Annotated in this window: 24 protein-coding genes and 1 pseudogene; 12 read left to right on the top strand and 13 right to left on the bottom strand. The window is 68.4% G+C overall.

From position 1 onward, the window contains the following. The 5 genes from FRAEUI1C_RS32770 to FRAEUI1C_RS32750 all read right to left on the bottom strand — a co-directional run bounded on the left by FRAEUI1C_RS32770 (position 1) and on the right by FRAEUI1C_RS32750 (position 4,782). Positions 1-372: a BlaI/MecI/CopY family transcriptional regulator gene (locus tag FRAEUI1C_RS32770; protein WP_013427679.1), complete on the bottom strand. Its 372-nt coding sequence runs from the start codon at positions 370-372 to the stop codon at positions 1-3. Between the two features lie 268 nt (positions 373-640). Beyond that, entirely contained in the window at positions 641-1,294 is a 654-nt protein-coding gene (locus FRAEUI1C_RS32765) for a DUF305 domain-containing protein (RefSeq protein ID WP_013427678.1), read from the bottom strand. Between the two features lie 135 nt (positions 1,295-1,429). Further along, positions 1,430-2,341: a C40 family peptidase gene (locus tag FRAEUI1C_RS32760; RefSeq protein WP_013427677.1), complete on the bottom strand. Its 912-nt coding sequence runs from the start codon at positions 2,339-2,341 to the stop codon at positions 1,430-1,432. 606 nt (positions 2,342-2,947) lie between these two features. Continuing rightward, positions 2,948-3,607, bottom strand: coding sequence for a response regulator (locus FRAEUI1C_RS32755; RefSeq protein WP_013427676.1), 660 nt, complete (start codon positions 3,605-3,607; stop codon positions 2,948-2,950). Further along, a complete protein-coding gene (locus FRAEUI1C_RS32750) occupies positions 3,604-4,782 on the bottom strand; it encodes a sensor histidine kinase (protein WP_083819674.1) in 1,179 nt (392 codons plus the stop codon). Before FRAEUI1C_RS32750 ends, FRAEUI1C_RS32755 begins: the two co-directional genes overlap by 4 nt. A 134-nt stretch (positions 4,783-4,916) precedes the next feature. Between FRAEUI1C_RS32750 and FRAEUI1C_RS41750 the strand changes: the two genes are divergently transcribed. The 4 genes from FRAEUI1C_RS41750 to FRAEUI1C_RS32735 are packed head-to-tail and all read left to right on the top strand — an operon-like array spanning position 4,917 to position 6,829. After that, positions 4,917-5,051 carry a hypothetical protein gene (locus tag FRAEUI1C_RS41750; protein WP_269724375.1) on the top strand — a complete coding sequence of 45 codons (135 nt, stop codon included), beginning with the start codon at positions 4,917-4,919 and terminating at the stop codon, positions 5,049-5,051. Continuing rightward, positions 5,048-5,767 carry an ABC transporter ATP-binding protein gene (locus FRAEUI1C_RS32745; RefSeq protein ID WP_013427674.1) on the top strand — a complete coding sequence of 240 codons (720 nt, stop codon included), beginning with the start codon at positions 5,048-5,050 and terminating at the stop codon, positions 5,765-5,767. The genes FRAEUI1C_RS41750 and FRAEUI1C_RS32745 overlap by 4 nt, the downstream gene beginning before the upstream one ends. Continuing rightward, the gene (locus FRAEUI1C_RS36890) at positions 5,764-6,504 is read left to right on the top strand and encodes an ABC transporter permease subunit (RefSeq protein WP_013427673.1); all 741 of its coding nucleotides are present in this window, start codon (positions 5,764-5,766) and stop codon (positions 6,502-6,504) included. Before FRAEUI1C_RS32745 ends, FRAEUI1C_RS36890 begins: the two co-directional genes overlap by 4 nt. Then, positions 6,494-6,829, top strand: a complete 336-nt coding sequence (locus FRAEUI1C_RS32735) for a DUF2218 domain-containing protein (RefSeq protein ID WP_013427672.1) — start codon at positions 6,494-6,496, stop codon at positions 6,827-6,829. Before FRAEUI1C_RS36890 ends, FRAEUI1C_RS32735 begins: the two co-directional genes overlap by 11 nt. A gap of 36 nt (positions 6,830-6,865) precedes the next feature. On the opposite strand, the gene FRAEUI1C_RS32730 is transcribed toward FRAEUI1C_RS32735, so the two are convergent. Both FRAEUI1C_RS32730 and FRAEUI1C_RS32725 read right to left on the bottom strand, forming a co-directional pair. Next, positions 6,866-7,972, bottom strand: coding sequence for a phosphotransferase family protein (locus FRAEUI1C_RS32730; protein WP_013427671.1), 1,107 nt, complete (start codon positions 7,970-7,972; stop codon positions 6,866-6,868). A gap of 52 nt (positions 7,973-8,024) precedes the next feature. Then, positions 8,025-9,191: an Rv3169 family protein gene (locus FRAEUI1C_RS32725; RefSeq protein ID WP_013427670.1), complete on the bottom strand. Its 1,167-nt coding sequence runs from the start codon at positions 9,189-9,191 to the stop codon at positions 8,025-8,027. Between the two features lie 438 nt (positions 9,192-9,629). Here FRAEUI1C_RS32725 and FRAEUI1C_RS32720 point away from each other — a divergent pair, with 438 nt between their 5' ends. After that, positions 9,630-11,147: a GGDEF domain-containing protein gene (locus FRAEUI1C_RS32720; protein WP_049807050.1), complete on the top strand. Its 1,518-nt coding sequence runs from the start codon at positions 9,630-9,632 to the stop codon at positions 11,145-11,147. A 39-nt stretch (positions 11,148-11,186) separates the two neighbouring features. Here FRAEUI1C_RS32720 and FRAEUI1C_RS32715 read toward each other — a convergent pair whose 3' ends face one another. The 4 genes from FRAEUI1C_RS32715 to FRAEUI1C_RS32700 are packed head-to-tail and all read right to left on the bottom strand — an operon-like array spanning position 11,187 to position 14,581. Then, positions 11,187-12,377 (bottom strand): cytochrome P450, encoded by a 1,191-nt coding sequence (locus FRAEUI1C_RS32715; protein ID WP_041262015.1) that lies wholly within the window; start codon positions 12,375-12,377, stop codon positions 11,187-11,189. A gap of 25 nt (positions 12,378-12,402) precedes the next feature. After that, a complete protein-coding gene (locus tag FRAEUI1C_RS32710; RefSeq protein WP_013427667.1) occupies positions 12,403-13,290 on the bottom strand; it encodes a TIGR03619 family F420-dependent LLM class oxidoreductase in 888 nt (295 codons plus the stop codon). Then, positions 13,287-14,072, bottom strand: a complete 786-nt coding sequence (locus FRAEUI1C_RS32705) for an SDR family NAD(P)-dependent oxidoreductase (RefSeq protein WP_013427666.1) — start codon at positions 14,070-14,072, stop codon at positions 13,287-13,289. Before FRAEUI1C_RS32705 ends, FRAEUI1C_RS32710 begins: the two co-directional genes overlap by 4 nt. After that, positions 14,069-14,581, bottom strand: a complete 513-nt coding sequence (locus FRAEUI1C_RS32700; RefSeq protein ID WP_013427665.1) for a nuclear transport factor 2 family protein — start codon at positions 14,579-14,581, stop codon at positions 14,069-14,071. The genes FRAEUI1C_RS32705 and FRAEUI1C_RS32700 overlap by 4 nt, the downstream gene beginning before the upstream one ends. 278 nt (positions 14,582-14,859) lie before the next feature. On the opposite strand from FRAEUI1C_RS32700, the gene FRAEUI1C_RS32695 reads away from it, so the two are divergent. After that, on the top strand, positions 14,860-15,582 hold the full coding sequence (locus FRAEUI1C_RS32695; protein WP_198318667.1) for a hypothetical protein: 723 nt from the start codon (positions 14,860-14,862) through the stop codon (positions 15,580-15,582). A gap of 25 nt (positions 15,583-15,607) precedes the next feature. Here the strand turns inward: FRAEUI1C_RS32695 and FRAEUI1C_RS32690 are convergent, their stop codons facing one another. Further along, a complete protein-coding gene (locus FRAEUI1C_RS32690; RefSeq protein WP_013427663.1) occupies positions 15,608-16,219 on the bottom strand; it encodes a TetR/AcrR family transcriptional regulator in 612 nt (203 codons plus the stop codon). Between the two features lie 315 nt (positions 16,220-16,534). Here FRAEUI1C_RS32690 and FRAEUI1C_RS32685 point away from each other — a divergent pair, with 315 nt between their 5' ends. The 6 genes and pseudogenes from FRAEUI1C_RS32685 to FRAEUI1C_RS42255 all read left to right on the top strand — a co-directional run. Beyond that, a complete protein-coding gene (locus tag FRAEUI1C_RS32685; protein WP_013427662.1) occupies positions 16,535-17,152 on the top strand; it encodes a TetR/AcrR family transcriptional regulator in 618 nt (205 codons plus the stop codon). Positions 17,153-17,351: 199 nt separating this feature from the next. Further along, the gene (locus FRAEUI1C_RS32680) at positions 17,352-18,005 is read left to right on the top strand and encodes a TetR/AcrR family transcriptional regulator (protein ID WP_013427661.1); all 654 of its coding nucleotides are present in this window, start codon (positions 17,352-17,354) and stop codon (positions 18,003-18,005) included. Positions 18,006-18,382: 377 nt separating this feature from the next. Continuing rightward, entirely contained in the window at positions 18,383-19,624 is a 1,242-nt protein-coding gene (locus tag FRAEUI1C_RS32675; RefSeq protein WP_013427660.1) for an ABC transporter substrate-binding protein, read from the top strand. A 53-nt stretch (positions 19,625-19,677) separates the two neighbouring features. After that, positions 19,678-20,634, top strand: coding sequence for an alpha/beta hydrolase (locus FRAEUI1C_RS32670; protein WP_013427659.1), 957 nt, complete (start codon positions 19,678-19,680; stop codon positions 20,632-20,634). Positions 20,635-20,779: 145 nt separating this feature from the next. Further along, complete coding sequence (locus FRAEUI1C_RS32665; protein WP_013427658.1) at positions 20,780-22,045, top strand: ABC transporter substrate-binding protein; 1,266 nt, start codon at positions 20,780-20,782, stop codon at positions 22,043-22,045. Positions 22,046-22,120: 75 nt separating this feature from the next. Next, a pseudogene (locus FRAEUI1C_RS42255) lies at positions 22,121-22,242 on the top strand (CoA transferase); the annotation flags it as partial. Positions 22,243-22,474: 232 nt separating this feature from the next. On the opposite strand, the gene FRAEUI1C_RS32660 reads toward FRAEUI1C_RS42255, so the two are convergent. After that, positions 22,475-24,253, bottom strand: coding sequence for a CocE/NonD family hydrolase (locus FRAEUI1C_RS32660; RefSeq protein ID WP_013427657.1), 1,779 nt, complete (start codon positions 24,251-24,253; stop codon positions 22,475-22,477). Positions 24,254-24,302: the final 49 nt, after the last annotated feature.

Raw genomic sequence — 24,302 nt, 5'->3', positions numbered from 1 at the left:
TCAGCTGGGGCCCTTCTCCTGTGCCCGCCAGCGCAGTGCGTCGCTGAGCGCTTCGGCCTCGGCGGTGTCCATCGCCCGGACGAAGTGCAGGAGCGCCATACCGCGGTTGTCGGTGGTGGACAGCACCTCGCTCAGCTGCCGGGCGGTGTACTCGCTACGCGAGAGGGTGGTGGTGTAGGCGTATCCCCGGCCGGCGCGTTCGCGGGTCAGCCAGCCCTTCTGGAAAAGCCGGTCCATCACGGTCATGACGGTGGTGTACGCGAGTGGGCGGACAGGCCGCAGTTCCTCGAGGATGTCGCGGACCGTGGCCGGCTCGATCCGTGCCCACATCCGGTCCATCACCTCGGCCTCAAGGTCGCCGAGCAGCTCCATCCCACCTCCCTACCGCCGTCCGCGTGCACATGGTCCAGCGGGTCCTAGACGTTGCGATGCTGCCACGGTTGGCGCGTCCTCGTTCGAGCGGCCATGTGTCGCCGTGCGCGGTTCTCGCGGTCTCCCTGGAGTGTCGCCGTTCTTCCGCGCACTGCTGAGCCTTCGAGTGGCAGGTGAGCTCTCGAGTGGCCGGCCATTGGGTGGTCGGCCCGCATCGCCCAAGCGGCCGGCCGGGGCTCGCTAGGGGCCAGCCGCCTGGGCGGGAGGGTCAGACCTTCTGGAGAAGTGTCTGCATGGTGGTGATCTCGGCGGTCTGGCTGGTGATGATCGAGCTGGCCAGCTGGGTGGCCGGGCTGTAGCGGCCGTCGCGTTGCTCGGTGGTCGCCATGGCGATCGCGCCCCGGTGGTGCTGGATCATCATGGTGAGGAACATCCGGTCGAAGTCACGGCCCGAGGCGTTGCCCAGCAGGGCCATGTCCGCGTCGCTCATCATGCCGCCCATCGACGCAGTCGACGTGGCCATCGGCACCGAGTGCATGGGCGTCGTGGGCGTGGGCGGCATGGCGCCGTTGCCCATCCCCCCGTGGGGGCTGGGCCCGGCTGTCGGTTCGCCCCAGCTGGTCAGCCAGCCGGTCATCGTGGTGATCTCCGGGGCCTGGGCTTCGCGGATCTTCCGCGCCAGCGTCTTCACATCCGGCGAGGACGCCCGGGTCCCAGCCAGGTCGGCCATCTCGATGGCCTGCCGGTGGTGGGCGATCATGCCCTGCGCGAAGCTCACATCCGCGGTGTCGTGGCCGGCACCGGCGGCCGTGCCGCCCGTGGTGGTGGAGGCGTTCGCGGTGTTGCCGGTCGACGTGGCGCCGCAGGCGGCGACCACGAGAGCGGCCAGCACGCCGGCGAGCAGCAGAAACAGTCGTTTCATGAATCCCTCGCAAGAGGTAGTCGTCTGGGTGTCCGTTCATTGGACGGGAACGCGTCATCGCCCGCGAGCGCGGACCGTCCAAGCCCGGCTCGAACACCGATACACCGTGTATTCCGGGATGTCCGTCACACGGATCTACAGGACTCGGCCCACGTAGTACCTGCTGGTGTAGATCGGCTCCAGCTTGACCACGTCGCCGGTCTGGGGCGCCGCCCACATGTAGCCGTTACCGGCGTAGATACCCATGTGGTAGATGTTGTTCGGCGTCCCGAAGAAGATCAGATCGCCTGGCTGTTTGGCGGACTGGGGCACGCGCAGTGTCGCGTAGAACTGCTCCTGGGCGGTGCGGGGCAAATAGCGGCCAAGCTGTTTGTAGATGTACTGCGAGAAGCCGGAACAGTCGAACGCATACGGGCCGGTGGCACCCCAGACGTACGGCTTGCCCTTTTGCAGGGACGCCAGATAGACCGCTCTGGCCCCGATAGTGCTGCCCGGGATCACCGACACGCTGCCACTTGTGCTGCCCGCGCCCGGGGAACTGGCCACGGTGACGGTCGTGGCGCTGGCGACCGACGGGCGTAGCGCCACCGAGCCGTCGAAGACAGCGGTCACCGTGGTCGTCGAGAGTAGCCGCGCGCCGATCTGCGCGGCCCCGTGCTCGTCCGTCCGCAGTGTCGCGCTCGTCGACCAGCGCGTTCCGGTCACGACGACGACGTGCACGTCCTCGTCCACGACCGGCGTTCCCGACAGGGCGTCGCGCACGGTGATCGTGAAGCGTGCCTCCGCGTTCGGGCTGATCGTGGACTTCGCGGCCTCGATCGTCGTGCTGGTGAAGTCGGGCGTCGGGTTGGCGAGCGCCTCGGCCAGTGAGGCGGCCGGGTGCGGCGAGACCGCGGCCCCGCCACCCCCGAAGATCGACGCCTGGGCAACCGAACCGGCGTCGGCCAAGGCGCCGTCGCTCCCGGTCCCGGCGGTCGAGGTCGTCGCGGCGAAGCCCGCGGTCGACACCGCGAGGCTGCTCGTGGCCAGGGCGACAACCGTGGCCACCTGCCGTCGTCCCGTGAACCGTGGCCGCCAGCTCGTCGTCGGGCGCGTGGGCTCGTCAGAAGGGCGTCGGGGCGGCTGGTCCCGCCGTGGCCGCGGTCCGTCGACCGGCAGGCGGTCCGTGTGGGGAGCGGGCAACGCAACGTCCTTCCGTGAGCTGGTCGTCAAGGCGCGCGAGCTGGTCCCGCCCGGCCCGGCTTCGGCTCTTCCGGGAGTGGAAACGGCCGAGCGCCGCAGGGCCGGCCCAGGGTGGGCCTGCGCTCGCGCCGTGCCGCGATGGCTGGAGACCGCGGCCCTGGGGCGGGAGTGACGCGGCCCAGCGTCGCCTGCGAGGCCACCTTAGACCACTATGGTGCGTAGTAGATAGAGGTGGTCTTCGACGGCGGTCCTGGCTGGAATCCGGATCTGGCGCGGGTTACCGCCGTTGGTGGACGGTGTACCGGCCTCCGAGATGACAGCGTGGCGAACCTGGCGTCACGTGGCTCCTGGCGGCCGACGGGCTTGGTTGCGGGCGTCGGCCGGCCAGCGAGGTGGCCGGCGCGGCCCCTACTGCGGCGCCGGACCTTGACGCGCTGTCTTACGTCCGTGCGTAGTAGATGCTCGCCTTGGTCATCTGCGGCCGGGCTGGTTGATGCCGTTCTCGTAGGCGAAGATCACTGCCTGGATGCGGTCGCGGAGGCCGAGCTTGGCCAGGACCCGTTTGGCGTGGGTGCGGACGGTGGACTCCTCGACGACCAGGTGCCGCGCGATTTCGCGGTTGGACAGGCCTTGGGCCATCAGTTCGAGGACCTCGCGCTCGCGGGGGGTGAGGTCGGCCAGCGCCCGTGTGCCCGCCAGGTCTGGCACGGGTTGGCGGGTGAGGCGGTCGATGACGCGGCGCGTCACGGACGGGGACAGCAGGGCGTCGCCGGCGGCGACGGTGTGTACGGCGGCGATGAGGTCCTCGGGGCGCGTCCGTTTCAGCAGGAAGCCCGAGGCGCCGGCCCGCAGCGCGCCGAACACGTAGTCGTCCTGTTCGAAGGTGGTCAGGATCAGGACCCGGGTCTCGGGCACGCGGGTGGCCAGCTCGCGGGTGGCCGCGATGCCGTCGAGATCGGGCATGCGGACGTCCATGAGCACGACGTCTGGCCGTAGCCGTTGGGTCTGCGTCACGGCCTCGCGGCCCGTGGCGGCCTCGCCAACCACCTGGATGGACGGGTCGACGGTGACGAGCTCGACGAGTCCCGCCCGCATGAGATGGTCGTCGTCCGCGATGACGATCCTGGTCACGGTGCTCGCCTGGACTGGGGCAGCCGCAGGACGACCTGGAACTCGTCGCCGCTGGGGGCGGCCGTCAGTGTGCCGCCGAGCAGGTGGGCGCGTTCGCGCATGCCGGGGATGCCGTGTCCGCCGAGGGTGCCGCGCCGGGGGTCGCCCGCTGGGTTGGTCACGGTCAACGCGCAGCCCGCGGCGTCGGCGCGGATCGTGACCGATGCGGATCCGGTGCCGTGGCGCGCGGCGTTGGTCAGCGCTTCCTGCAGGATGCGGTACGCCGCCTGGTCGACCGCTCTGCCGAGGGTGCCCGGGTCGCCCTGCAGGAAGATGGCTACCCGCAGGCCGGCCGCCTGGTGCTGGGCGATGAGTGCGTCCGCGGAGGCCAGGCCGATCGGTGGTTCGTCGGCGGCGGGCCGTGTCTCGCTCGCGCGCAGGGAGCCGATGATCTGGTCGATGTCGGCGACCGTGTCGCGGGCGACGGTCTCGATGTCGGTCAGCGCGGTCAGCGCGCGGTGCGGGTCGCCGCGCAGCCGTGCCGCGCCGGCGCGGACCGCGATGACGTTCAGTGCATGTCCGGCCGAGTCGTGCAGGTCGCGGGCGATCCGGGCACGTTCCTCGGCGACGGCGAGCCGCAGCTGCGCCGCCGCCGACTCGGCGGCGCGGTGCGCTCGGTCGTGCAGGTCGGTGATCTGCTGGCGGCGTAGCCGGCTGCGTTCGCCGGCGAACCAGGCGGCCGTGGCGCCGAGGACCAGATGGGCGAGGTCGCTCGCCACCCAGCCGACCGCGGTGACCAGGATCGTGAGGTAGCCGGCGAGCAGGCCCAGCACGGTGGCCGCACCGCGCCGCGACCACGGCGTGGCCGCGTCCCTGCTTGCCGCCAGGAGATAGAGCGCCACGGCGGGCCCGAGTGGCGGCCACAGCACCTGGCCGCGGGCGGCCAGGCCGAGCGCCACGATGGTGCTGGCCGCGAACGCGCTCGTCGGCGAGATCCGCCACCCGGCCAACGGAAGCGTCGAGGCCACCAGCAGGACCAGATCCGCCGTCTCGAAACGATCACCGTGGGACAGCAGAACGAACCAGCCGGCGAACGTCGCGGCCGCGATCACCGTGTCGACGACCCGCGGGCGACGCCGGTCTGACGCGGCGGCCGGGTAGGTGAAGAAATGCCACACGTCGGCCTCGGTCGCCACCTGGCGAGCGTAGTTCGCTTCGTCGGTTCCCGAATCCCCCTGTGGGGGGATGCCCGTGGACGCGGCGGGGACGTTGAAGATCAGCCGTCGGGGCGTTTTCCGCCGCTACCCGCGTGCCTAGCGTTCGCGGGGTGATGACTTCGGCTTCGACGGCCTCCACGACCGCCTCCGGGTTCGCGGACCACCCCGTCCTGCACATCGCGATCATCGGCGCCCTCGTCGTCGTCGCCATCGTCGTGGTCCTCGTGATGCGGCGGCGGCGTCCATGAACGGCTCTGCGCCGGTCGTCGCCGTCGAGCGCCTCACCAAGAGGTACGGCGGCCGGCCCGTCGTCGACGACCTGACGTTCGCCCTCGACCGAGGCCAGATCACCGGGTTCCTCGGGCCCAACGGCGCCGGCAAGTCGACCACCCTGCGCCTCCTGCTCGGACTCGCCGCCCCCTCCAGCGGTACCGCCCACGTCCTGGGCCGCCCGTTCGCCGAGCTCACCGACCCCGTGGGCACCGTCGGTGCCGTACTTGAGTCCGCTGATTTCCACCCGGCTCGGAACGGCCGCGACCACCTGCGCGTGCTCGCCTTCGCCGCCGGCATCGACCACGCCCGGGTCGAGCGGGCGCTGGAGGCCGTGGAACTGACCGACGCCGCTCGCCGACCGGTGCGGACCTATTCGCTGGGGATGCGCCAGCGGCTCGGGCTCGCCGCCGCCCTGCTCGGCGACCCGGCGCTTCTCGTCCTCGACGAGCCCATCAACGGGCTGGACCCGGCCGGCGTGCACTGGCTGCGTGCTCTGCTCCGCACCTTCGCCGACCAGGGAGGAACCGTGCTCGTCTCCAGTCACGTGCTGGCCGAGGTCACCCAGACCGTCGACCGTGTGCTCATCATCAGCCGCGGCAAGCTCGTCGCGGACCAGCCGATCGCCGACTTCACCCGGGACGGCTCCCTGGAACACGCCTACCTCACGCTCACCTCGGCGGCGACGGCATGAGACGACAGCTGCGTTCCGAACTCGCCAAGCTCACCACGACGCCGACGACGGCGGCCATCCTCGCCGCCCTCGCCGGGCTCGCCGCGCTCGCCGTCGCGCTGCACGCCTACGGTCTCTCGACGAGCCAGCTCGCCAACCGATCCGACCAACGCGGCATCTTCATCGACGTCGCCGGCAACCTCGGCGCACTGTTCGCCGCCCTGCTCGGCGCGTTGTCGATCACGGCCGAGATCCGCACCGGAACCATCCGCCCGACCTTCCTCGCGACTCCGCGACGCGCGACGGTGATCAGGGCGAAGGCGGTGTCGGTGTTCGCCGCCGGTCTGCTCGTCGGGCTGGTCGCGACCGGCACCGTCGCGGGCATCGGCGCCCTGGCCCTGGACCTGCGCGGGCTGAGCGTCCGGCTCACCGCTGGGGACTACGCGCAACTCCTCGGCGGTGGGGCGCTCGGAGGAGGGCTGCTCGCCGTCGTGGGACTGGCGGTCGGCGCGGTCATCCGCGCGCAGGTACCGTCCCTCGTCGCGCTGTTCGCCTGGCTGCTGTTCGTGGAGAACCTGCTGACCGACCTGCCAGCGGTGCACCGGTTCGCTCCCGGCGCGCTCGCCCAGGCCCTCGCCGGGCAGGACCGCGCGGGCGCACTGCGCACGCCCGGCACGGCCGCCGCGCTCCTGGCGGCCTACACCGTCGTGGCGCTCGCCGCCGCCACGCTGGCGACCTCCCGGCGCGATGTCGCCTGATCTGCCCAGTGCCGACGGGCGCGCGGCCACGGACCGGGCGGACCGCTATCTCGCCCAGTTGTGCGGCCACCTGAGCGCCATCCACCACCGCCACGAGGCCGGGCACGGCGGCGCTGGCCTCCCGCGGATCCGGACCGTGACCCGCAGCGGAGACGCCGCCCTGATCGAGTTCGACCGCGGGACCTGCCGGCTCGAAGCCAACGACGACGCGCTCGTCCTCTCAGTCGACGCCACGGACGCCGACAGCCTGCGACAGATCAAGGCGGCGCTCACCCACCGGCTGGAGACGATCGGCGGCCGGGAGGGACTGACGCTGGTCTGGTAAGCGGACGCGGCCACCGCAGGGTTGTTCCGTCGGTGCCTACCGCCCAGTGCGGTCTCCGGACCGGGCCGGGTCCGGCTTCAGGAGCCGCTCCGGTCGCGGCTCGACGGGTCCAGACGGCGGCGGCTCGTTGATGCCGAAATCGCTTAGCGACCGCCGGACGTAGGGCGTGATAGCTCTACCCATCATCCCGAACCGCGGGTCGTCGGTGTGGCCCGCGTCGAACAGCATGGCGCCGACGAGGAGGATCACGGAGGTCTTGAACGCCTGCAGCGCGCGGTACCACTCGCGATGCCGGACCGGAATTCCGGTCAGCTCCTCGTAGTACGCGACCGCCTCGTCGGAGGTCAGTGCCGCCGGCCGGCTCGTGAAGAAGACGGGTGTCTTCCAGAGAAGGTCGAGATAGCCGACGTCGGCGAGGGGATCGCCGATTCCTGCCATCTCCCAGTCGAACACACCTGTGACCTCGCCGTCGACGAACGCGAAGTTCCCCGGCTTTGGGTCGCCGTGCACGAGGGTGACCCGCTCTGACGCCGTCGGCCTGCGGTCCCGCAACTCGGCGAGGAGCCGCTCGAGGCCCGGGAGCTCGCCGCGCTGGACCCGGCGCATCTCGGCCGTCCAGCGGTCGAGCTGGTGGTCGAGATACGAACGGCCGTCGCCGAGCGCCACGAGGCCTGTGCCGGACAGATCCACCAGGTGGATAGCCGCGAGCTGTTCGACCAGCGCCCGCGTCATCCGGTGGACCGTCGCCGGCCGAGCGTCCAGTTCGGCGGGCATCTGCTGCTCGTAGACGTCCCCGGCGATTCGCTCCATCACATAGAACGGCCGTCCCAGCACCTCGCCCGACTCGTCGAGCCACAGGACGGCCGGGCTGCGGACGTCGGTCTTCTCCAGTGCCCGCAGGATGGTGAACTGCCGGGCCATGTCGTACGGCTCCAGCAGGCCGGGGAAGGGCGGGCGCAGGCGCACGACGACGTCCTGGCGCCGCCGTCCGGTGGCGGTGGGCCAGGCGAGCGTCAGCGCCAGCATCTCCGCCGAGTGGCCGAAGGTGACGCGGCTGGAGTTCTCGACCTGGAGGTCGGTCCTGGCCGGCATTCGATCCTGGAGCCAGGAGGTCAGCCGCTCGAGGGCGTTCTCGGTTCGCATTGCCTGCTCCCTTCGCGCCCGGTCAGGCGGGTTTCGGCGGCCGCCGCGGTCATCATCCGAATGACACCTGAAAATCGGACTCCGCGGTCAGGCCCAGCTCAGGCCACTCGCCCTGGATGATGCTCTCCATGACTCCGTAGCCCACCGCGTCGCCCTCCCGCACCCGGATGGGCGTGTCCCGCAACTGCCCGAGTACCCGCCGGCTGTCTTCGCTCCAGCAGTCCTCGAAGTACTCGCCATCGAGATGCAGCCTGCCCAGCCACGACCCATGAATATGCCCGTTCCAGGAGCCATATCCCCCGGTCTTCAGGAAGAAGCCGGACTCGCCCAGCGCCTCGACCTCGACGACCCGTTTCTCACCAGACTCCATCGTGAGGTGCAGCTCCCCGCCCTTCACGAACCGTGTCCGCGGGTCGTACTCGATACGCGGCTCGGCCTCGCGAACCCTCAGCTGGGTGCCGTCGGACTCGTTCAGATACGCGGAGGTGTAACCCCAGGCGCCCTCCGCGATCGAAACCGCGGTCTCGTAGTACGAGCCGTCCGGGCGGCGCAGGAAAGCCGGCGTCCATTTCATGCTGCCCTTGATGGGTGCCGAGTCCGCCCGGGGCCTGCCACGGATCAGGTCGGAGGGCGGCGCGCCGACAGCCTGCCGGACTCCCCAGGAGTGGTCCCGGTAGCCGAACCATGCCTCCGGCCGGACCGCGTGCGTCTCACCGCGGACCGTGACGGTGCCCGAGACCCACCCGCCCTGGTGATAGCGGACGACGTTGACGTCCACGCGGCCGGTGCGGCGGTTGCGGACGAGGTTGCGGTTCTCGAAGAAGGGAGGGGTCACTCCCGACAGGACGAGATCGAAGGAGATCGGCTGTACGTCGTTGGGCTCCAGCTGGAACCGCACCTGGTTCAGCGGCGCGACGATCTCGTAGCGGATCGGGCCGACGGCGGTCTCCTCCGGGTCGGTCCGAAGTTCCCGGCTCCCGCGGACGGTCCACTGCTCCCGTCCTCGGGAGACGCCGGCGAAGCCGTCCACGATGCCCCGGTTGTGATATTTGCCCAGCCCGAAGCTCACCTGTAACGAACCGTCGGTGCTCGCCAGCGAGCCCCAGATCTTCTCGGTCCAGGCCAGATCGGACTCGGCCACGGTGGCGAACGTGTCCGCCAACTGATGGTTCAGGGTCTCGTCGGCACCCCGCAGCGCGCCGATGTCCTTGAGCGCCATTCGTTCCGTCCCTTCGCGGCGCGGCGGACAGAATCCGCGGCCGACAGCTTCGAGGGCTTCCAGGCCACTGCTTCGCCTCGCGCGCCGAGCAGCAGGCCGCCACAGGCCGCCGGACCCAAGATCATGAGGGCGCCGGCGTCGAAGGATGGTCGCGGGCGGTGGCCCCGACCTTCGACCAGCCGGAGCGTATCAGAGGATCGGACATTTCCGCTAGAACGTCCGATCCTTGTCGTGGGTCGGGCTGGCGCCCTGGCCGGCGCGAGCGCGTCCGAGAGGTGACGACGTTCGCCGTCTGGGTAGTGCTTTCACGGAGTAGTGCTCTAGAACCGTCGGGGGACGTGGCTGGCGAGGTGATGCTCGATGCCTTCGAGGAGGTGCGTCCCCGTGCTCGGCGGTCGGTCGAAGGTGCGACCATCAGCACTGTCTTGTGCGGCTTTCGTGCTCGTCCTCGCCGTGTTCGGGTTGTTTGCGCCCAATGCGCAGAGCGTCCTCGTGGCCGGCGCCGCGGCGGCGGTCGCCTGCGCGGCCGCGGGGTTATGCATGCTGTGGACCGGCTGGCGCGCGCGTGGAGCCGATCGGCGCTGGCGGGTGGCGCTTGGGATCGCAACGCTTCCAACCGTCTTCGTCAGTGCCTGGCATGTCCGTTGGATCGTTGACCACCAGTCGACTCTCCCGGCTTATGTACCCTGGCCCAGTACGCTCTTCTTAGCCGTCGTCGTCGTCAATCTGGTCGGAATTCTTTTGTTCCCCTCGGATCCGCTCGAGACGGAGACGGACGAACGCGCCGTGCCGTGGGAGGGCTACCACTGGTACGCGATAACGGCGTTGGACAGCCTGCTCCTGGTCGATTCGATGTTCCTTCTCACCTGGGCGACGGTTCTCGGCTCATCACTGGGAACGCGCCACGTCAATACCGCGGGGATCATCGCCAACACGGGCGCCCTCGTCGGAGACTTGATCCTGCTGGCCGCCTGCCTCCTTCTGGCGACGTTCCGTCAGCCGCGTTCTGGTCAGGCACTCGCTCTGCTGGCCGCTGGTATGGGCGCGATGGCTGTCTCGACGGCGAGCTACCTCACCATCACCGCCTCGGGCGGACACAGGAGCACGCCGATCGTCGATGTCATCGCGACGGCAGGGTGGCTGATGCTGCTGCTCGCCAGCCTTGTACCAGTCCCCGGGTCGGCACCGCCGGAACGCCGGAGCGGAAGCCCGCGCACGCTGCGCCTCCGCATGTCGTTGCCCTACGTGGCGCTCGGCACGGCCGGTCTGCTGGTCGTCGGCCAGTTGATTGCGAAGACCCCGATCGACAACGCCGAGCGCGCCGGTCTGATCGGCCTTCTCCTGCTGGTGATCGTGCGACAGATGATGATCCAGTCTGAGAACACCCGGCTCCTGAAGGCAGTCCAGATCAGTCGGCGCCAGTTGCGCTACCAGGCTTTCCATGACCCGCTGACCGGCCTCGCGAATCGCGCGCTGTTCACTGAGCGCGTCCGTGCGGCGCTGGCACGTCGTGGCAGCCAGCCGTTCGCACTGGTGTACTGCGACCTCGACAACTTCAAGCAAGTCAATGACACCTTCGGCCACGCTGTCGGAGACGCCCTGTTGCGGACCACGGCGGATCGACTCCGCGCGGGCGTCCGCCCCGTCGACACGGTCGCGCGGCTCGGTGGCGATGAGTTCGCGATCCTTCTCGACGACAGGAATGAGGATCCACGGCGATTCTGCGAACGCCTGGCCGACGCGATCCGCGCACCCACACTGCTGGCTGATCGGCTCAAGCCGGTGGGGGTCAGTCTCGGAGTCGTGATCGCCGACGGCGATCGTCCCGCTGATCCCGACGCCCTGTTACATGACGCTGACCTTGCCATGTATGCGGCAAAACGACAGGCGGGTGGTGGACTTGTCGTCTACCAACCTGGCCGGCCGGACCGCGGTTGCGGTGCAGGTGGCGCCTAGCGCGCCCGCCTGTTCACGGAGGAAACCCGAAGGTGGCTGTCAGCGTACGAGAGCGGGCAGGCGTTCCCAGCCGCGGGTCGTCGAGGTGTGGGCCATCTTGGCGTTCGGCCAGTCGATCTCCCAGTCGGCCCACCGGTTCAGGACCTCGTCGAGGGCGACGCGTCCCTCCAGCCGGGCCAGTGCGGCGCCGAGGCAGAAGTGAATTCCGTAGCCGAAGGTCAGGTGTCGGTCGATCTTCCTACGGATGTCGAAGGTGTCCCCGCTGTCGAAATGCCGATCGTCGCGGTTGGCCGACGCGTTGAGCAGAGCCATGACGCTGCCCTCGGGGACTGTCTGTCCGTGGAGCTCGACATCCTGTGCCACGTAGCGTGCCTGGATCGGGGAGGGCGCCTCGTACCGCAGGATCTCCTCGATGGCGTTCGGGATCAGTGAGTGGTCGGCCGCCAGCTGACGGCGCTGGTCCGGGTGCGCGGCGAGCAGCTTGCCTGTCCATCCGATGAGGCGGGTCGTCGTCTCGTTCCCGGCGCCCGTGAGCAGCGTGACGTAGGTGAGGATCTCCGCGCGGGTGAGTCGGCGGACCGTTCCGGTCTCGTCTTCGAACTCGGCGGTGAGCAGCTCGGTCATGAGATCGTCGGACGGGTGTCTGGCCCGCCAGTCGATGTAGTCGGCGAACATCGAGCCACTCAGAAACTCGTCGTCGTAGACGTCCTGAGCTGTCGAGTGTTCGAGGTTCATGCTTCTGTCGATCTGGTCTCTGATCGCTTCCTGGTCGCTTTCAGGGATCCCGAGGAGGAAGCCGATCGTGCGCATGGGCATCTGCGCGCCAAGATGGCGGACGAAGTCGAACTCGCCACCCTCGACGAGCGGGTCCAGGCACCTGGTCGTGAACTCGCGAACCTTGGGCTCCAGCGCCGTCATCTTCTTTGGTGTGAACACCCGGGCGAGCAGCGATCGGTGGATGTCATGCCGGGGTGGGTCCTCAAAGAGGATGACGCCGGGCGGGATCTCGACGTTGGCCCTTATGATCTCGAGGACAGAGCCCTTTCCCGAGCGGTAGGTCTGCCAGTCGGTCAGGGCGGGAGAGACGTCCTCGTACCGGCTCAGAGCGAAGAAGTCGTACCGCTCGTTGTAGTAGAGCGGCTTCTCATCCCGCATCCGCTGCCAGACCGGATAGGGGTCGTCGTCGATCGCGAAGTCGAACGGGTCGTAGTAGACATCACTGTCGTTCATCAGCGCCACTGGATCTGCCTCTCGTTCATGTCTTCGGTGACGAGATATCGGCGTGAAGCGCGGCGAGCGCTTCGAGTTGGTCGAGGTAGTGCTGGAGGGAGTGGTGGACGAGCCTGGCCGAGGCGATGGTGGCGCCGGCGGCGGCGAGTTCGGCGAGCTCTTCGGCGGCCGCGTCCGGGTCCGCGATCGGGTCGAGAGGGCGTCCCGGTCCGAGCACGATCTCGAAGCCCGCGGGAAGCTCTTCCCGCTGAATCCATCCGCGCGCCTGGGCCGGTGTGACGCCGAAAGGGCTCCATCCGTCGGCCAGGGCGATCGCGCGGCGAAGGGACCGTAGGGTTCGCCCGCCGACCCACAACGGCAGCCGGTCCTGCACGGCGCAGGGATCGACGACGAGTCCGCCGAAGCTGTAGTACTCGCCCCGGTAGGCCGGCTCTGCCTGTGAAAGGGATGCCCGTAGCGCCCGCAGCGCGTCGTCCGCGCGGGCCCCACGGTCCTCGAACGGCGCGTCGAGCAGGTCGAACTCGTCCCTGAGCGTGCCGACCCCGACGCCGAGGATGACCCGGCCGCCACTGACGACGTCGAGAGTGCCGTACCTCTTGGCGATCTCCAGGGGGTGGTGGTAGCCGAGGACCAGCACGTTCGTCGCCAGCCGGATCCGCTCGGTACGCGCGGCCAGATAGCCGAAGGTCGCCAGTGGGTCGAAGTAACGCGCGCCGCGGCGAACCGCCTCAGCGGCCGGAACGCCGACATGCTCGCTGCAGGTCAGGTGGTGATAGCCCAGCCAGTCGGCGGCCTGGGCTATCCGCGCCACCTCCTCGATGCCGGCGCTCTCCTCCCAGCGCGCGTGCGCACCGGGAAGCATCGTGACGACGGGAGTCGGAACGGAGAGTCTCAGCGCTGGCTTTCCGCTCATCCGAGCATCACGCCACCCGCGTCGATGATGATCGACTGGCCGGTGATGGTCCTGCTCTCGTCGCTGGCGAGGAACAGCGCGGCGTTGGCGACGTCGTCGGTCGTCGAGATGTCGCGCAACGCGGTCGCGGACAGCAGTGCGGTGCGGCGCGCGTCGTAGCCGATGCCCTGTTCGGTGGCCGTGCGCTGAACCCAGCCCTGCCACAGGTCGGTGGCGATGCTGCCGGGCACGAGACAGTTGCAGCGGATGCCGTAGGGGCCGACCTCGTTGGCGACCGACTGGGTGAAGGCGCGTAGCGCCGCCTTCGCGGTCACGTAGTGGGTCTTGCGGGGCATCCCGCGCAACGCCGCGGTCGAGGAGAAGTTCAGGATGACACCGGTTCGGCGTTCCAGCATCGACTGCCTGAGGACCTCGCGCGTACACAGCATCGCCGCCGTGACGTCGACGCCGATCGTCGCGTTCCAGTTCTCCAGCGTCTGTTCCCAGACCCAGGTGTCGCTGCCCGGGGCGGCCGCGTTGTTGCACATGATGTCGACCTGCCCGAACTCGCCCACGGCGTGGGTGACCAGCGCGGCGACGTCGTCCTCGTCAGTCACGTCCGCCCGGATCGCGACCGCGTTCGGGCCGCAGGCCGCCGCGGCCTCGCGCACCAGGTTCTCGCGCCGGGCGCAGAGCAGGACCTTCGCTCCCTGGTCGACGAAGAGCTTCGCCATGACCGGGCCGAGGCCGGTGCTCGCGCCGGTGATGATGGCGACCTTCCCGGCGAGGCGTCCCTGCGTCACCGGGCCGCCGTCTCGGACAGGTGCCGCATCGTGTCGCCGAGCAGGTCGCGGCCGGCGCCGGTGTCATCGAGCAGCCGGTTCGTCCGACGGCGCACCGCCCACCGGCCGTCGTCACGGGCGAGGTCCCAGCGCGCGGCACTCACGCGCCACAGGTAGTACCGGCCGTTCGCACCCTCACGACGCATGATCAACGAGTAGGTGATCGCGGTTGCGGTGTCACCGTCGACGTCGATCAGCGGTGGGCCCGCCACATGGGCCGCTCCCGCCTGGATCAGACCCTGGTGACCTTCCGTCCGCAGCATGGTCGCGATCGCGGACCGGCCGTCGTGTGGCGGGCCATCCGCGTCCCAGTCGTAAACGCCGTCCTCCCGCCACACCGACGCCGCCAGGTCGGCGAGCCCCGCGTCCGCCGCGGGACCGTAGGTCAGGATCAGTCGCCCGATCGCGCCCTCGTCCTCCACCCGGCGTAACCGCGCCTCCAGCGCAGCCAGCTCTCCGTTCGCGCCCATCAGCCACCTCCTCCGAAGTCGGCGCCAGCCACCACCCGGATCCACTCCTGCGCAGGGCCGCGCGCCTGGCCTTCCGGGCCGGAGCGTACCCGAGGATCGGACGTTACGGCAGAAACGTCCGATCCTCGATCGTGGTGAGCTGACGCTGGCCGGCGGCCCGACCTGGGCGTAGCCGGCAGATCGGACACTATTGCGTGAACGTCCGATCCTCCAGCATGATGCCGACGAACCGGCACGAACGCGAACGAACCAGCAACGGAGGCGGTCTTGTGATCAGAGTGAAGGCGGCGTTCTTCAGCGCGACAGGGCCAGCTCCCGAGGGCGACGACGGCAGCTACCTGCGCTGGCACCTGCTTGATCACATGCCCGAGCAGTACCAGCTCCCGGGGATCATCCACGCGACACGCTGGATCGCCGACGGCAGCTATCGCGAGGCCCGCATCGCCGGCACCGGTCCGTTGGCCGATGTCGGCAACGTCGTGAACTACCTCGTCGGGGACCCTGTTCAGCAGACCCACGACGACTTCATGGAACTCGGACTGCGTCTCGCCGAAGCCGGACGCTTCCCTGAACGCCGCCGCTCGCTCCAACTACGGTTGCTCGCGCTGCAGCACTGGTACGCCGCGCCACGCGCACTGGTCTCTGCGGAAGTGGTGCCCTTCCGGCCACACCGCGGCGTGCTTATGATCATCGAGGAGCCTGTGTCGCATGAGGTCTCGGGCTGGCTGCACTGGCTGCACACCCAGCACTACCCGGCGCTTCTCCAGGCGCCCGGAGTAGCCGGCGCCTGGCAGTACGGCTCGACGGACTTCTGGCAGTTGGGCCCGGCCAGTCATGGTCAGCCGCAGTACATCACCGTCGTCTACCTCGATGACGACCCTCTGACCGTCGCCAAACGTCTGGCTCCCGCGATCGAGCAGCGATGGGCCTCGGGAGTCGTCCGCCCGCTGTTCGCCGGGCCACTTCGATCCATGATCGGGTGGGATGCGTGGACCGACTGAGCGGCACGAATCCCAGCCCGGCGGCTTACCGGCCCGCGGTCTGGGGGAGCAGGCCTGGCACCACATAGTGCTCGACGAACTCCCGCTTGGCCTCGTCGGTGCGTTCCGTCCACGGCGGTCCCAACAACAACAATCCCACCGTGTTCATCCACCGGCTCGTCTCCCGCAGGTCGAGATCGGCCCGCAGCTGACCCTCGTCCCGCCAACGCTCCAGCAGCGGACCAAGGTGACGGTGAAAGGCGTCGACGACCGCCTCGGACCGCAGCTCCAGTGAGGTGACGAACCCACCGCTTTCCGGGGCGAACAGCGCCTCGTTGAGCGGATCGCCGGCCACGAGGCCAACCGAGAACATGAGCAGATCGGCCACGGACCGCGCCGCGTCCTCCGGGGCTTCCAGCGTCTCGATAAGCGGCCGCATCCCCGCGTCGATACGGCTCAGGACGACACCGAGGACCAGGTCGTCACGGGACTTGAAGTAGCGATAGACCGTCGACCGCACCACGGCAGCCTCCCGGGCGACATCGTCGACCGTCAGCCGCGTCGTCCCCCGAGCGACGAGGCACCGGCCGGCCGCCGCCACCAGGCGACGCCTCGCCTCCTCGTCGTCGATGAGGGCCGTCTCGTGACCCCACCGCACCCGGCCCTCAGAGCCCTCACCGGATGACCTAGACCTACCAGATGACACGAGTGCCGATCCTACGAGACGGCATCCACCGTCCACGACGCGTTTGATGACGAGGCGATGCGTTTGATGACGACGCGACGACCCGCCAGGTGCGGCGGCGGGCCGCGCTCGCCGCCGCACGAGCTCGGTGCGGGCGCGGTCGTTTGGATGATCGGTCAGGGCAGGTCATCGCCGGGCCGATGACGGTTTCTCGATCACTCCGCCGACCTGGGTATAGATACGATCGCGCAGCGCTAAGAGGGCGAGCCTGCGAGGTCGAGGACGACGATGACACGACGTGGTTGGGGCGGATCGCCGCCCGCCAGCGACGCGGAAGCCCGCAGGAAGATCGTCGAAGCGACGATTCGGCGCCTCGACCGTGTCGGACCCGCACGGACGCATCTCACCGACATCGCTACCGACCTGGGCGTGACCCGTCAGACGGTCTATCGCTACTACCAAGGGACGGACGAACTGTTCGCCGCGGTGACGGAGCAGGAGGTCGACACCATGCTCGCCCAGGCGACCGTCATGATCACAACATTCCATGATCCGACGGAACTCGTCATCGAGCTCATGGCGTACGTCATCGAGGAGCTTCCGAAGGCGCCGCACCTCACGCCGCTCCTGGTTACCGGGCGCTCCGAGCGCTTCCAGCGCGGGGCGGTCGCGCCGGAGGTTCTCGCGCGCGGTGTCGCGATGCTCCGTGACCGAAGCCCGATCGACTGGGCCGCATGGGGCTACGACGACCACACGCTCCTGGAGCTGATGGAGGTCATCAACCGGGTCATCCAGACGATGATCGTCGCGCCACCGCAGCCTGAGCGCGAGGGCGCCGAGCTGCGCGCGTTCCTGCGCCGCTGGTTCGGCCCGGCGGTGGCGCCACGCCGTGACGACGGTGCGTGAGGTCGAGGGCGCGGCCGCCGCGTCTTGACACCGCCCCGCCCGTGAGCCACGATCGGCTTGCAATCACACAAAAACGAGATCTTGTATGTAACTAGCTGATCTCGTAGGCAGGGTGAGATCGCGTGCCGGGTAGCGGATCTCAGGGTGGCCCTGCGCTGCCAGCGAGATCGCGAGCCCGCGGAGGAGGTGACCTGGTCCCGTGCGTGCACTGGGCGCTTGCCAGGAAGACGTCTCCGACGCGGCACTGACTCCGGCGTGCCAGGCCTCTCGGTCAAGCCTCGTCGCGGCCGCTGAGCAGGTTTTCACGCAGGATGGATTCCATGACGCGAAAGTCGTTGACATAGCTCGTCTCGGAGGAGTTACCTATAGCTCCTTCTATAGGCACTTCGGGTCGAAGGAGGAGATCTTCCTGGAGGTGACTCGGCTTGCCGCCGGTCGCCTCTGGGAGCCGGTCGATGTCGACGCGAACGATTTCGTCTCATCGGCCGCGGTGGAGTCAGGTGTCCGCAGGCATCTCCTGAGGTACCTTGACGCCTACGATCGGTACGCGGCGATCCTCTCTCTCATTGGCGAGATCGCGCTTTTTGACGCTCGGGTGAATGCCGTTATGCTGGCGGCCCAGCGGCAGAACCGTGAACGATGCGTCTGGCTCATAAAGATGGCGCAGGATCGCGGTCTCGCGGACCCTCGACTGAATCCGGACGTCGCCTACCTCGCGCTTGACGGAACGCTCCACGAGTTGGCTGGCGGCTGGCTTGGCCGACGGACTATGAGCTTCGAGCTGGAGGTATTCGTGCAGGAGATGACCACGTTCGTCGTGCGGTCATTGGGATTGAGGAATCTTCACGCCTGACGCTTCGAGCGAAGCCGAAGTATGGACCACCGGGCGATCGTCCGGCTGCTCGTCACAAGGGTATCGGTGCCGGATGTGCCGATGACCTGAACGCTTGGGCGCGACCAGGCTCCGCAATCCGCTGGCCCTGGCACGGCCCAAAAATCTCTTCGTGGCGCGATTTATCGCGCCGAACTGGCCGCCTTGGTGCACGATCCGCAGGCTTGTTCCCCAGCGGATGGGCCAATCTCTCGCTACACCAGAGCGCTCTTAGACCTGGCGTCGAAGCGGGGACTTCCTGGCTTCGACGCCGGCTAGTCCGAGCGTTTCCAGGCACCGATGACCAGTATGACGTGACTACTGGTCCGGAACCTTTCGACTTGATAAGGGAGATGTTGATGTCTAAAGCACGTCTAGTGCTCGCGGCGGCAGTCGCAACGGCAGCTGTCTTCTTAGCCGCGGCCTGTGGCTCGTCGGCACCGAAAGCAGCTGTCGCCTCGGGAACGGCCGGGCAGACCGTCACCATCGGTGTGTTCACCGACCTGACTGGGCCGGCCGCGTCGAGCAACAAGACGTTCCCCGACGGGGTGAAAGCCGGGACGTACTACGCCGCTCGTAGCGGCTACTCGGTCAAGTATGTCGTTGGTGACTCCGCGACGAATCCGACGACGGCCCTCGCGGTCGCGCAGAAGTTCGTGACTCAGGATCACGTGCTTGCGGTCATCGCGAGTTCTTCGTTGCTGTTCGTCGCAACTCGCTACCTGACCGCCCACAACGTACCGGTGATCGGGATCAGCTCGGACGGCCCCGAGTGGATCACCTCGAAGAACATGTTCTCGGTCACCGGACCCCTGCAACAGACCAAGGTGGCAACGACGATCGGGGCGTTCTTCAAGCTGCTGGGGGCCAAGAACCTGGCCGCGCTCGGCTACGCGGTGTCGCCGCTGTCGTCGGAGGCAGCCGCGTCCGGCGCGGTGTCGGCGGAGGTGGCGGGTCTGAAGGTCGGCTACCTGAACACCAAGTTCCCCTTCGGTTCGACCGATGTCGGGCCGACCGTGCTCCAGATGAAGGACGCCGGGATCGACGCGTTGCTGCCTGCGGTCGATCCCAACACCGCGTTCGCCCTCATCAAGAGCCTGCGCGCCGCAGGCGTCAACCTTGCCGCCTCGCTACTGCCCACAGGTTACGGCGGTGATCTGCAACAGGCCGGTACCGGGGCGCTCAACGCCGCGCAGAACGTCTACTTCGGACTCAGCTACGAGCCCGTCGAGATGCAGACCGCCGCGACCAAGGCGTTCACCGCTGACCTGGAAAGCGCCGGCGTGGGCAGTGAGCCAACATTTGCCAAGTACACCGGATACGTCTCCGTCGGACTCCTTGTGCGCGCCCTGAAAGCCGCGGGTTCCCACCCTACCCAGGCGTCGCTCATCAACGCGCTATCCGGTATCCACGACTGGAACGCTCTCGGTCTGTTCGGCAGTCACACCGTCGACATCAACGATCGTGAGAACGTCGTCAACGGTCCGGATAACTGTATGTGGGTCGCCAAGCTAAGCGGCACCAAGTTCATCCTTGTGCCAGGAGCCGAACCCATCTGCGGCACAGTGGTCCCCGGCAGGACCGTGTCGCCGGCCTCCTGAAATCCCAAGGTCTCAACGCCCACCGGCCGGGCACTCCGACGAAGGAAGTGAAGATGGACTATCGCTTCGATCCCGAACTTGCCGACATCATTAGGGTGCTGCCGGCCAGCGACTACACCGACCTACCTACCGTCCGGTCCGAGATCAACGAGTTTCTGAGCGCGATACAGCCCGACACGGAGGGCGTCCACACAACGGACCTACGTGTTCCCGGACCGCCAGGCGAACCGGACTGCGCGGTCAGGATCTACCGCCCGGCCGAGGTCAACGAGACGACCGCCGCAATCGTCAACATCCACGGCGGCGGCTTCATGGTCGGTAACGTGGACATCGATGACGAGAACTGTCGACACCTGGTCCGCGCGCTAGGCGTGGTCGTGGTATCAGTCGACTACAGGCTCGCGCCGGAGGACCCGTTCCCGGCTGCCCTCGAGGACTGCTACGCCGCACTGGAATGGACCGCGAAGAACGTCGGTCAACTCGGGGTCGACCCGGCTCGCATCGCCGTTTACGGCCGCAGTGCCGGCGGTGGTCTGGCCGCCGGACTCGCGCTCCTCACCCGCGACCGCGGCGGACCGGCGTTGTGTTTTCAGTTTCTCGCCATCCCTGAGCTCGATGACAGGTTGACGACGCCGAGCATGCGCAAGTTCGTCGACACTCCGGTATGGAATCGGCCCAACGCCGTCATCAGTTGGAACGCCTACCTTGGTGACGGTGTCCCTGGAACCGAGAACGTCTCGCCGTACGCAGCGCCAGCGCGGGCGACCGACCTGAACGGCCTACCGCCCGCCTACATATCGGCGATGGAGTTCGACCCGCTGCGTGACGAGGGGGTCGCTTACGCTCAGGCACTACTCGCTGCCGGCGTCCCGACCGAGCTGCATCTGTTCCCCGGCACCTTCCATGGCTCCACACTGATGGGACAGGCGAGGGTCAGCCAGCGCGAGAAGGACGAGGCGCTAGCGGTCCTGGGCGCGGTCCTCGGACGTCCCGGAGAGGACAGGATCTAATCTCTCCGCGGCTACGGATCGGTGCGCGAGGCCGTCGGCCAGGGACAGATCAACGGGCTCCCGAACGTTCTCTTTGACCTGCTCGGCAGCCGCATCGAGAACGCGGTATCGCGACAGATAGTTCTCCCGATCGGAGTCAGTGGCTATGAGCCTTCGCCGTCTGCGCGCGAGAGCCGGTATCGCGGCGATCGCGGCAACCCTGGTCGGATTACCCGCGACCCTGACCGCCTGTGGGACGGCCTCGCAGGCGACCTCGGACGGGGCGGCCAGGTGCGGTACGCGAGTGCCCGGGGTGACAGGGACGTCGATCAAGATCGGCCTTGTCTATCCCGACAGTGGCATCGCCGAGATCGCCAGGACGTTCGGGCCGGCTCGTAACGGAGTCGAGGCCCGCATCGACGAGCAGAACGCCCGGGGCGGTGTGAGCGGTCGCAGGATCCACCTTGTGTGGGGCGACGACGAGTCCGAGGTCAACAAGTTCTCCCAGGTAGCGCACGACCTGGTGGAAAACCAGCAGGTTTTCGGCCTGATAGCTACGTCCATCGTCCTTGAGGATTCGGCTGACTGGCTGGAGGAGAAAGGCATACCGGTCACCGGGACAGCCACGAGCGCGAAGTGGGGCGACTACGACAACCTCTTCACAGGCACCAATCTGTTCAACGCTGGAGGAACCTCCGTCTATGGTGACTACGTCAGTCGACAAGGCGGGACAAAGGCGCTGGTGGTCGTCGACCCGAGCGTTCAGGCCTCGCAGAACTTCGCCATGCAGCTCGTTCCCAGCCTGCAGAGTCGTCGGGTCGGCGTAGTCGGCGAGATTACCTACACTCCGCAGATCACCAGCACGGCCTATGTCGCCCAGCGGTTCAAGGACCTGGGCGCCGATACGCTCATCGGTGCCACCCAACCCACGGCGGTGATCGATGTCTACGCCCAGGCCAGGGCACTCGGGGCGAAAATCAAGGTCGCATTGAACTCCGGCGGCGTCACCCCCGGTCTGCTCGCCCACCGCGGCGACGACATGGCTGGGATGTCCTTCCTGTCGACCTTTGCCTCCGATAGCTCCCCGGCAACGAAGGCATACCTGAACGCGATGAATGTCTATGCCCCGGAACTGCCGGACCCGACCGATGGGCTCGCCGTCGCCGGCTACGGGGCCGCTGACGAGATGATTCGGGGTCTCGAACTTGCTGGCGCGTGCCCCACACGTCAGGCGTTCATCCAGAACCTGCGGAAGGTGACCGACTTCACCAGCGGCGGTTTGATTCCCCCGGTCGACCTGAGCAGGCCCAGACAGCCGGTGCTCTGCGCTGCTTTCATCAGGGTCGACCAGACGGGCCGCAACTTCGTGGGTGTCCCTCCGCCGACGGATCTCGACCGCGACGGCTACTGGTGCGGCGCCCCGCTCCAGTGACATCGATGTCAACGTGGATATTGGTTGCGATTGTTTCGCCGCAGGTGCCTCGTGCAGATCGGCCGGAGGATGGCAGTGACCGCAATCATGAAGGGTGTCCACGTCCTTGAGGTGGCCGAGCACACGTTCGTTCCGGCCGCTTCGGCGCTGCTCGCCGACTGGGCGCCGAGGTCATCAAGATCGAGCAGTCCGAGCGCGTCCCGTTCCCGCCGGCCGGCCTGGGCCGCATGTTCGTCGCCGTGAAGCGTGAAGGAGTGTCGCTACGGCCGGACCGGGTCGAAGCCGACGACGATGCGGATCTCTCAAACGCCGGGGGAGCGTAACCTGGGCGCACACCGGCGAAGTGGCGAACGCCCAGGTCAGACGGGGTGCGCTCGGAGGGACGCGAACCCCCAGCCTCCTGATCCGTAGCTGCTCCAGGCAGGGCGGTCAGTGCGGAATTACGGGCAGGACCAGGTTGGACGGGTGCTGGGCGTCGTGGAAGACGTGCTGGGTGGCGGTGATGGTTCGGCCGGAGGGGTCGTGGGTCAGTCGCTCACCGGTATTCGGGTTGAGCTCGTAGGTGGGGAACTCGCTCGACGAGACGTGCAGCCGGATCCGATGGCCGGCCCGGAACACGTTCGCGGTCGCTCCGACGCTGACGTCGAACTGGTGGACCGCGCCCGGGGTCACGGGCGCCGCGGTCGCGTACCGGGTGCGCACGACACCCTGGCAGAGCGCCTGGGCGGTGCCGTCGGGGAAGACGTCGATCAGCTTCGCGGTGAAGTCGGTGTCGGCGACCGAGGAGGACGCCCACAGCTTGACCGCGACGGGGCCGACGACCTCCAGGTCCTCCTCCAGCGGCTCGGAGGTGTAGACGAGGACGTCGGCGCGGCGCCCGGTGGCACTGGGCTCGATCTCCGGGCCGCCGCCGAGACCCACGCCGATTGGCCCGGGCACCGGGTCGGCCGGGTCGTAGACGAAGGAGTCGGCGGGTTCGCCTGCCGGTGGCTCCAGCGAAAGGCTCCCGTCACCGTCGAGGGTGTTGGCGCCACCGCCGCTGCGTAGCCAGTAGGAGGTCGCCCGTGCCTCGGCGGGCGGCCACTGGGAGTCCTCTCGCCAGCGGTTCGCTCCCATGACGAAGACGCGGACGGGCGGGCGCTCGCCGTAGTCCGGGTTCTCGCCCTTGAGGTGGTGCCCGAGGAACTGCATCAGCGGCGAGCCCGGGCTGTGGTCGTACATGTCGGTCTGCTCGGGACCGACTGGGAGGTCTGGCCTGGGTGGTACGCCGGGCACGTGTGACCAGGGCCCGACGACGAGCCGGTGCGCGTCGCTGACCCGCGGGTCGGCGCCGTACCGCTTCAGGGCGGCGAAGCCGTCGAGCGTGGCACCGGTGAACAGGTCGTACCAGCCTGTCATGTGGAAGATCGGCACGGTCAGGTCGTCGATCCGGTCGAGGGCGTTCTGGCGGCGCCAGAACGCGTCGCGGGGGTCGTCGTTGTCGCACCAGTCTCGCCACCAGGGCGCCAGCTCCGCCAGTTCGGCGATCTCGCGCAGTGGCCTGCGGGTCAGCAGGGTGCTCATGAGGGCGGTCTGGTCCATCGCCGCCTTGAGGAAGGCGTCCGGGTCGCTGGCCATCTCCTTCATGGCCCGCTCGAGCTGCTCGAACTCCGGCAGCGGCTGCGGGACGCCGGCGCGGACGGCCTCCCACGTCGTGATCTGGCCGGTCCACATCAGGCCGAAGCCCAGCCCCATCACGCCCTGAGCCCAGTACATGATGTTGCAGCCGAAGTAGGACGGAGCCGACGACACCGGCGCGATCGCCACCAGGTGCGGCGGGCGCAGCACAGCCGTCGCCCACGCCTGCATCCCGCCGTAGGAGGCGCCGTAGCTGGCGACCCGGCCGTTCGACCACGGCTGCGCCGCAGCCCACTCGACCGTGTCATAACCGTCGGGACCGTCGTCGCGGAACGGGTAGAACACCCCCTCGGACCCGTATCGGCCCCGGCAGTGCTGCCAGACGACGGCGTAGCCCTGCCGCGCGACCAGCATGGCTCCGGCGTCGGTCATCTCGTCCGCCACATAGGGATAGCGGGTCACCAGCGTCGGGAACGGGCCCGGGCCGGCCGGCCGGAAGACGTCGGTGCGTAACCGGACGCCGTCCCGCATCGGGACCATCAGGTCCCGCTCGATGACGAGCTCCGGTCCGTCCGCCGCGAGGTCAGTCATTGCGTGTCCCCCAGGTGCTCATGGTCGTGGACGGTTCCAGCGGGCAGGG

The sequence above is a fragment of the Pseudofrankia inefficax genome (assembly GCF_000166135.1).
Classification (GTDB): Bacteria; Actinomycetota; Actinomycetes; order Frankiales; family Frankiaceae; genus Pseudofrankia; species Pseudofrankia inefficax.
This window is presented reverse-complemented; position numbering and strand designations above follow the sequence as displayed.

Excerpts from the sequence above, each read along its gene's own strand:
- FRAEUI1C_RS32770 (WP_013427679.1), bottom strand. The coding sequence starts at position 372 with ATGGAGCTGCTCGGCGACCTTGAGGCCGAGGTGATGGACCGGATGTGG.
- FRAEUI1C_RS32765 (WP_013427678.1), bottom strand. The coding sequence starts at position 1,294 with ATGAAACGACTGTTTCTGCTGCTCGCCGGCGTGCTGGCCGCTCTCGTG.
- FRAEUI1C_RS41750 (WP_269724375.1), top strand. The coding sequence starts at position 4,917 with ATGACTTCGGCTTCGACGGCCTCCACGACCGCCTCCGGGTTCGCGGAC.
- FRAEUI1C_RS32745 (WP_013427674.1), top strand. The coding sequence starts at position 5,048 with ATGAACGGCTCTGCGCCGGTCGTCGCCGTCGAGCGCCTCACCAAGAGG.
- FRAEUI1C_RS36890 (WP_013427673.1), top strand. The coding sequence starts at position 5,764 with ATGAGACGACAGCTGCGTTCCGAACTCGCCAAGCTCACCACGACGCCG.
- FRAEUI1C_RS32735 (WP_013427672.1), top strand. The coding sequence starts at position 6,494 with ATGTCGCCTGATCTGCCCAGTGCCGACGGGCGCGCGGCCACGGACCGG.
- FRAEUI1C_RS32730 (WP_013427671.1), bottom strand. The coding sequence starts at position 7,972 with ATGCGAACCGAGAACGCCCTCGAGCGGCTGACCTCCTGGCTCCAGGAT.
- FRAEUI1C_RS32725 (WP_013427670.1), bottom strand. The coding sequence starts at position 9,191 with ATGGCGCTCAAGGACATCGGCGCGCTGCGGGGTGCCGACGAGACCCTG.
- FRAEUI1C_RS32715 (WP_041262015.1), bottom strand. The coding sequence starts at position 12,377 with ATGAACGACAGTGATGTCTACTACGACCCGTTCGACTTCGCGATCGAC.
- FRAEUI1C_RS32710 (WP_013427667.1), bottom strand. The coding sequence starts at position 13,290 with ATGAGCGGAAAGCCAGCGCTGAGACTCTCCGTTCCGACTCCCGTCGTC.
- FRAEUI1C_RS32700 (WP_013427665.1), bottom strand. The coding sequence starts at position 14,581 with ATGGGCGCGAACGGAGAGCTGGCTGCGCTGGAGGCGCGGTTACGCCGG.
- FRAEUI1C_RS32685 (WP_013427662.1), top strand. The coding sequence starts at position 16,535 with ATGACACGACGTGGTTGGGGCGGATCGCCGCCCGCCAGCGACGCGGAA.
- FRAEUI1C_RS32675 (WP_013427660.1), top strand. The coding sequence starts at position 18,383 with ATGTCTAAAGCACGTCTAGTGCTCGCGGCGGCAGTCGCAACGGCAGCT.
- FRAEUI1C_RS32670 (WP_013427659.1), top strand. The coding sequence starts at position 19,678 with ATGGACTATCGCTTCGATCCCGAACTTGCCGACATCATTAGGGTGCTG.
- FRAEUI1C_RS32665 (WP_013427658.1), top strand. The coding sequence starts at position 20,780 with ATGAGCCTTCGCCGTCTGCGCGCGAGAGCCGGTATCGCGGCGATCGCG.
- FRAEUI1C_RS32660 (WP_013427657.1), bottom strand. The coding sequence starts at position 24,253 with ATGACTGACCTCGCGGCGGACGGACCGGAGCTCGTCATCGAGCGGGAC.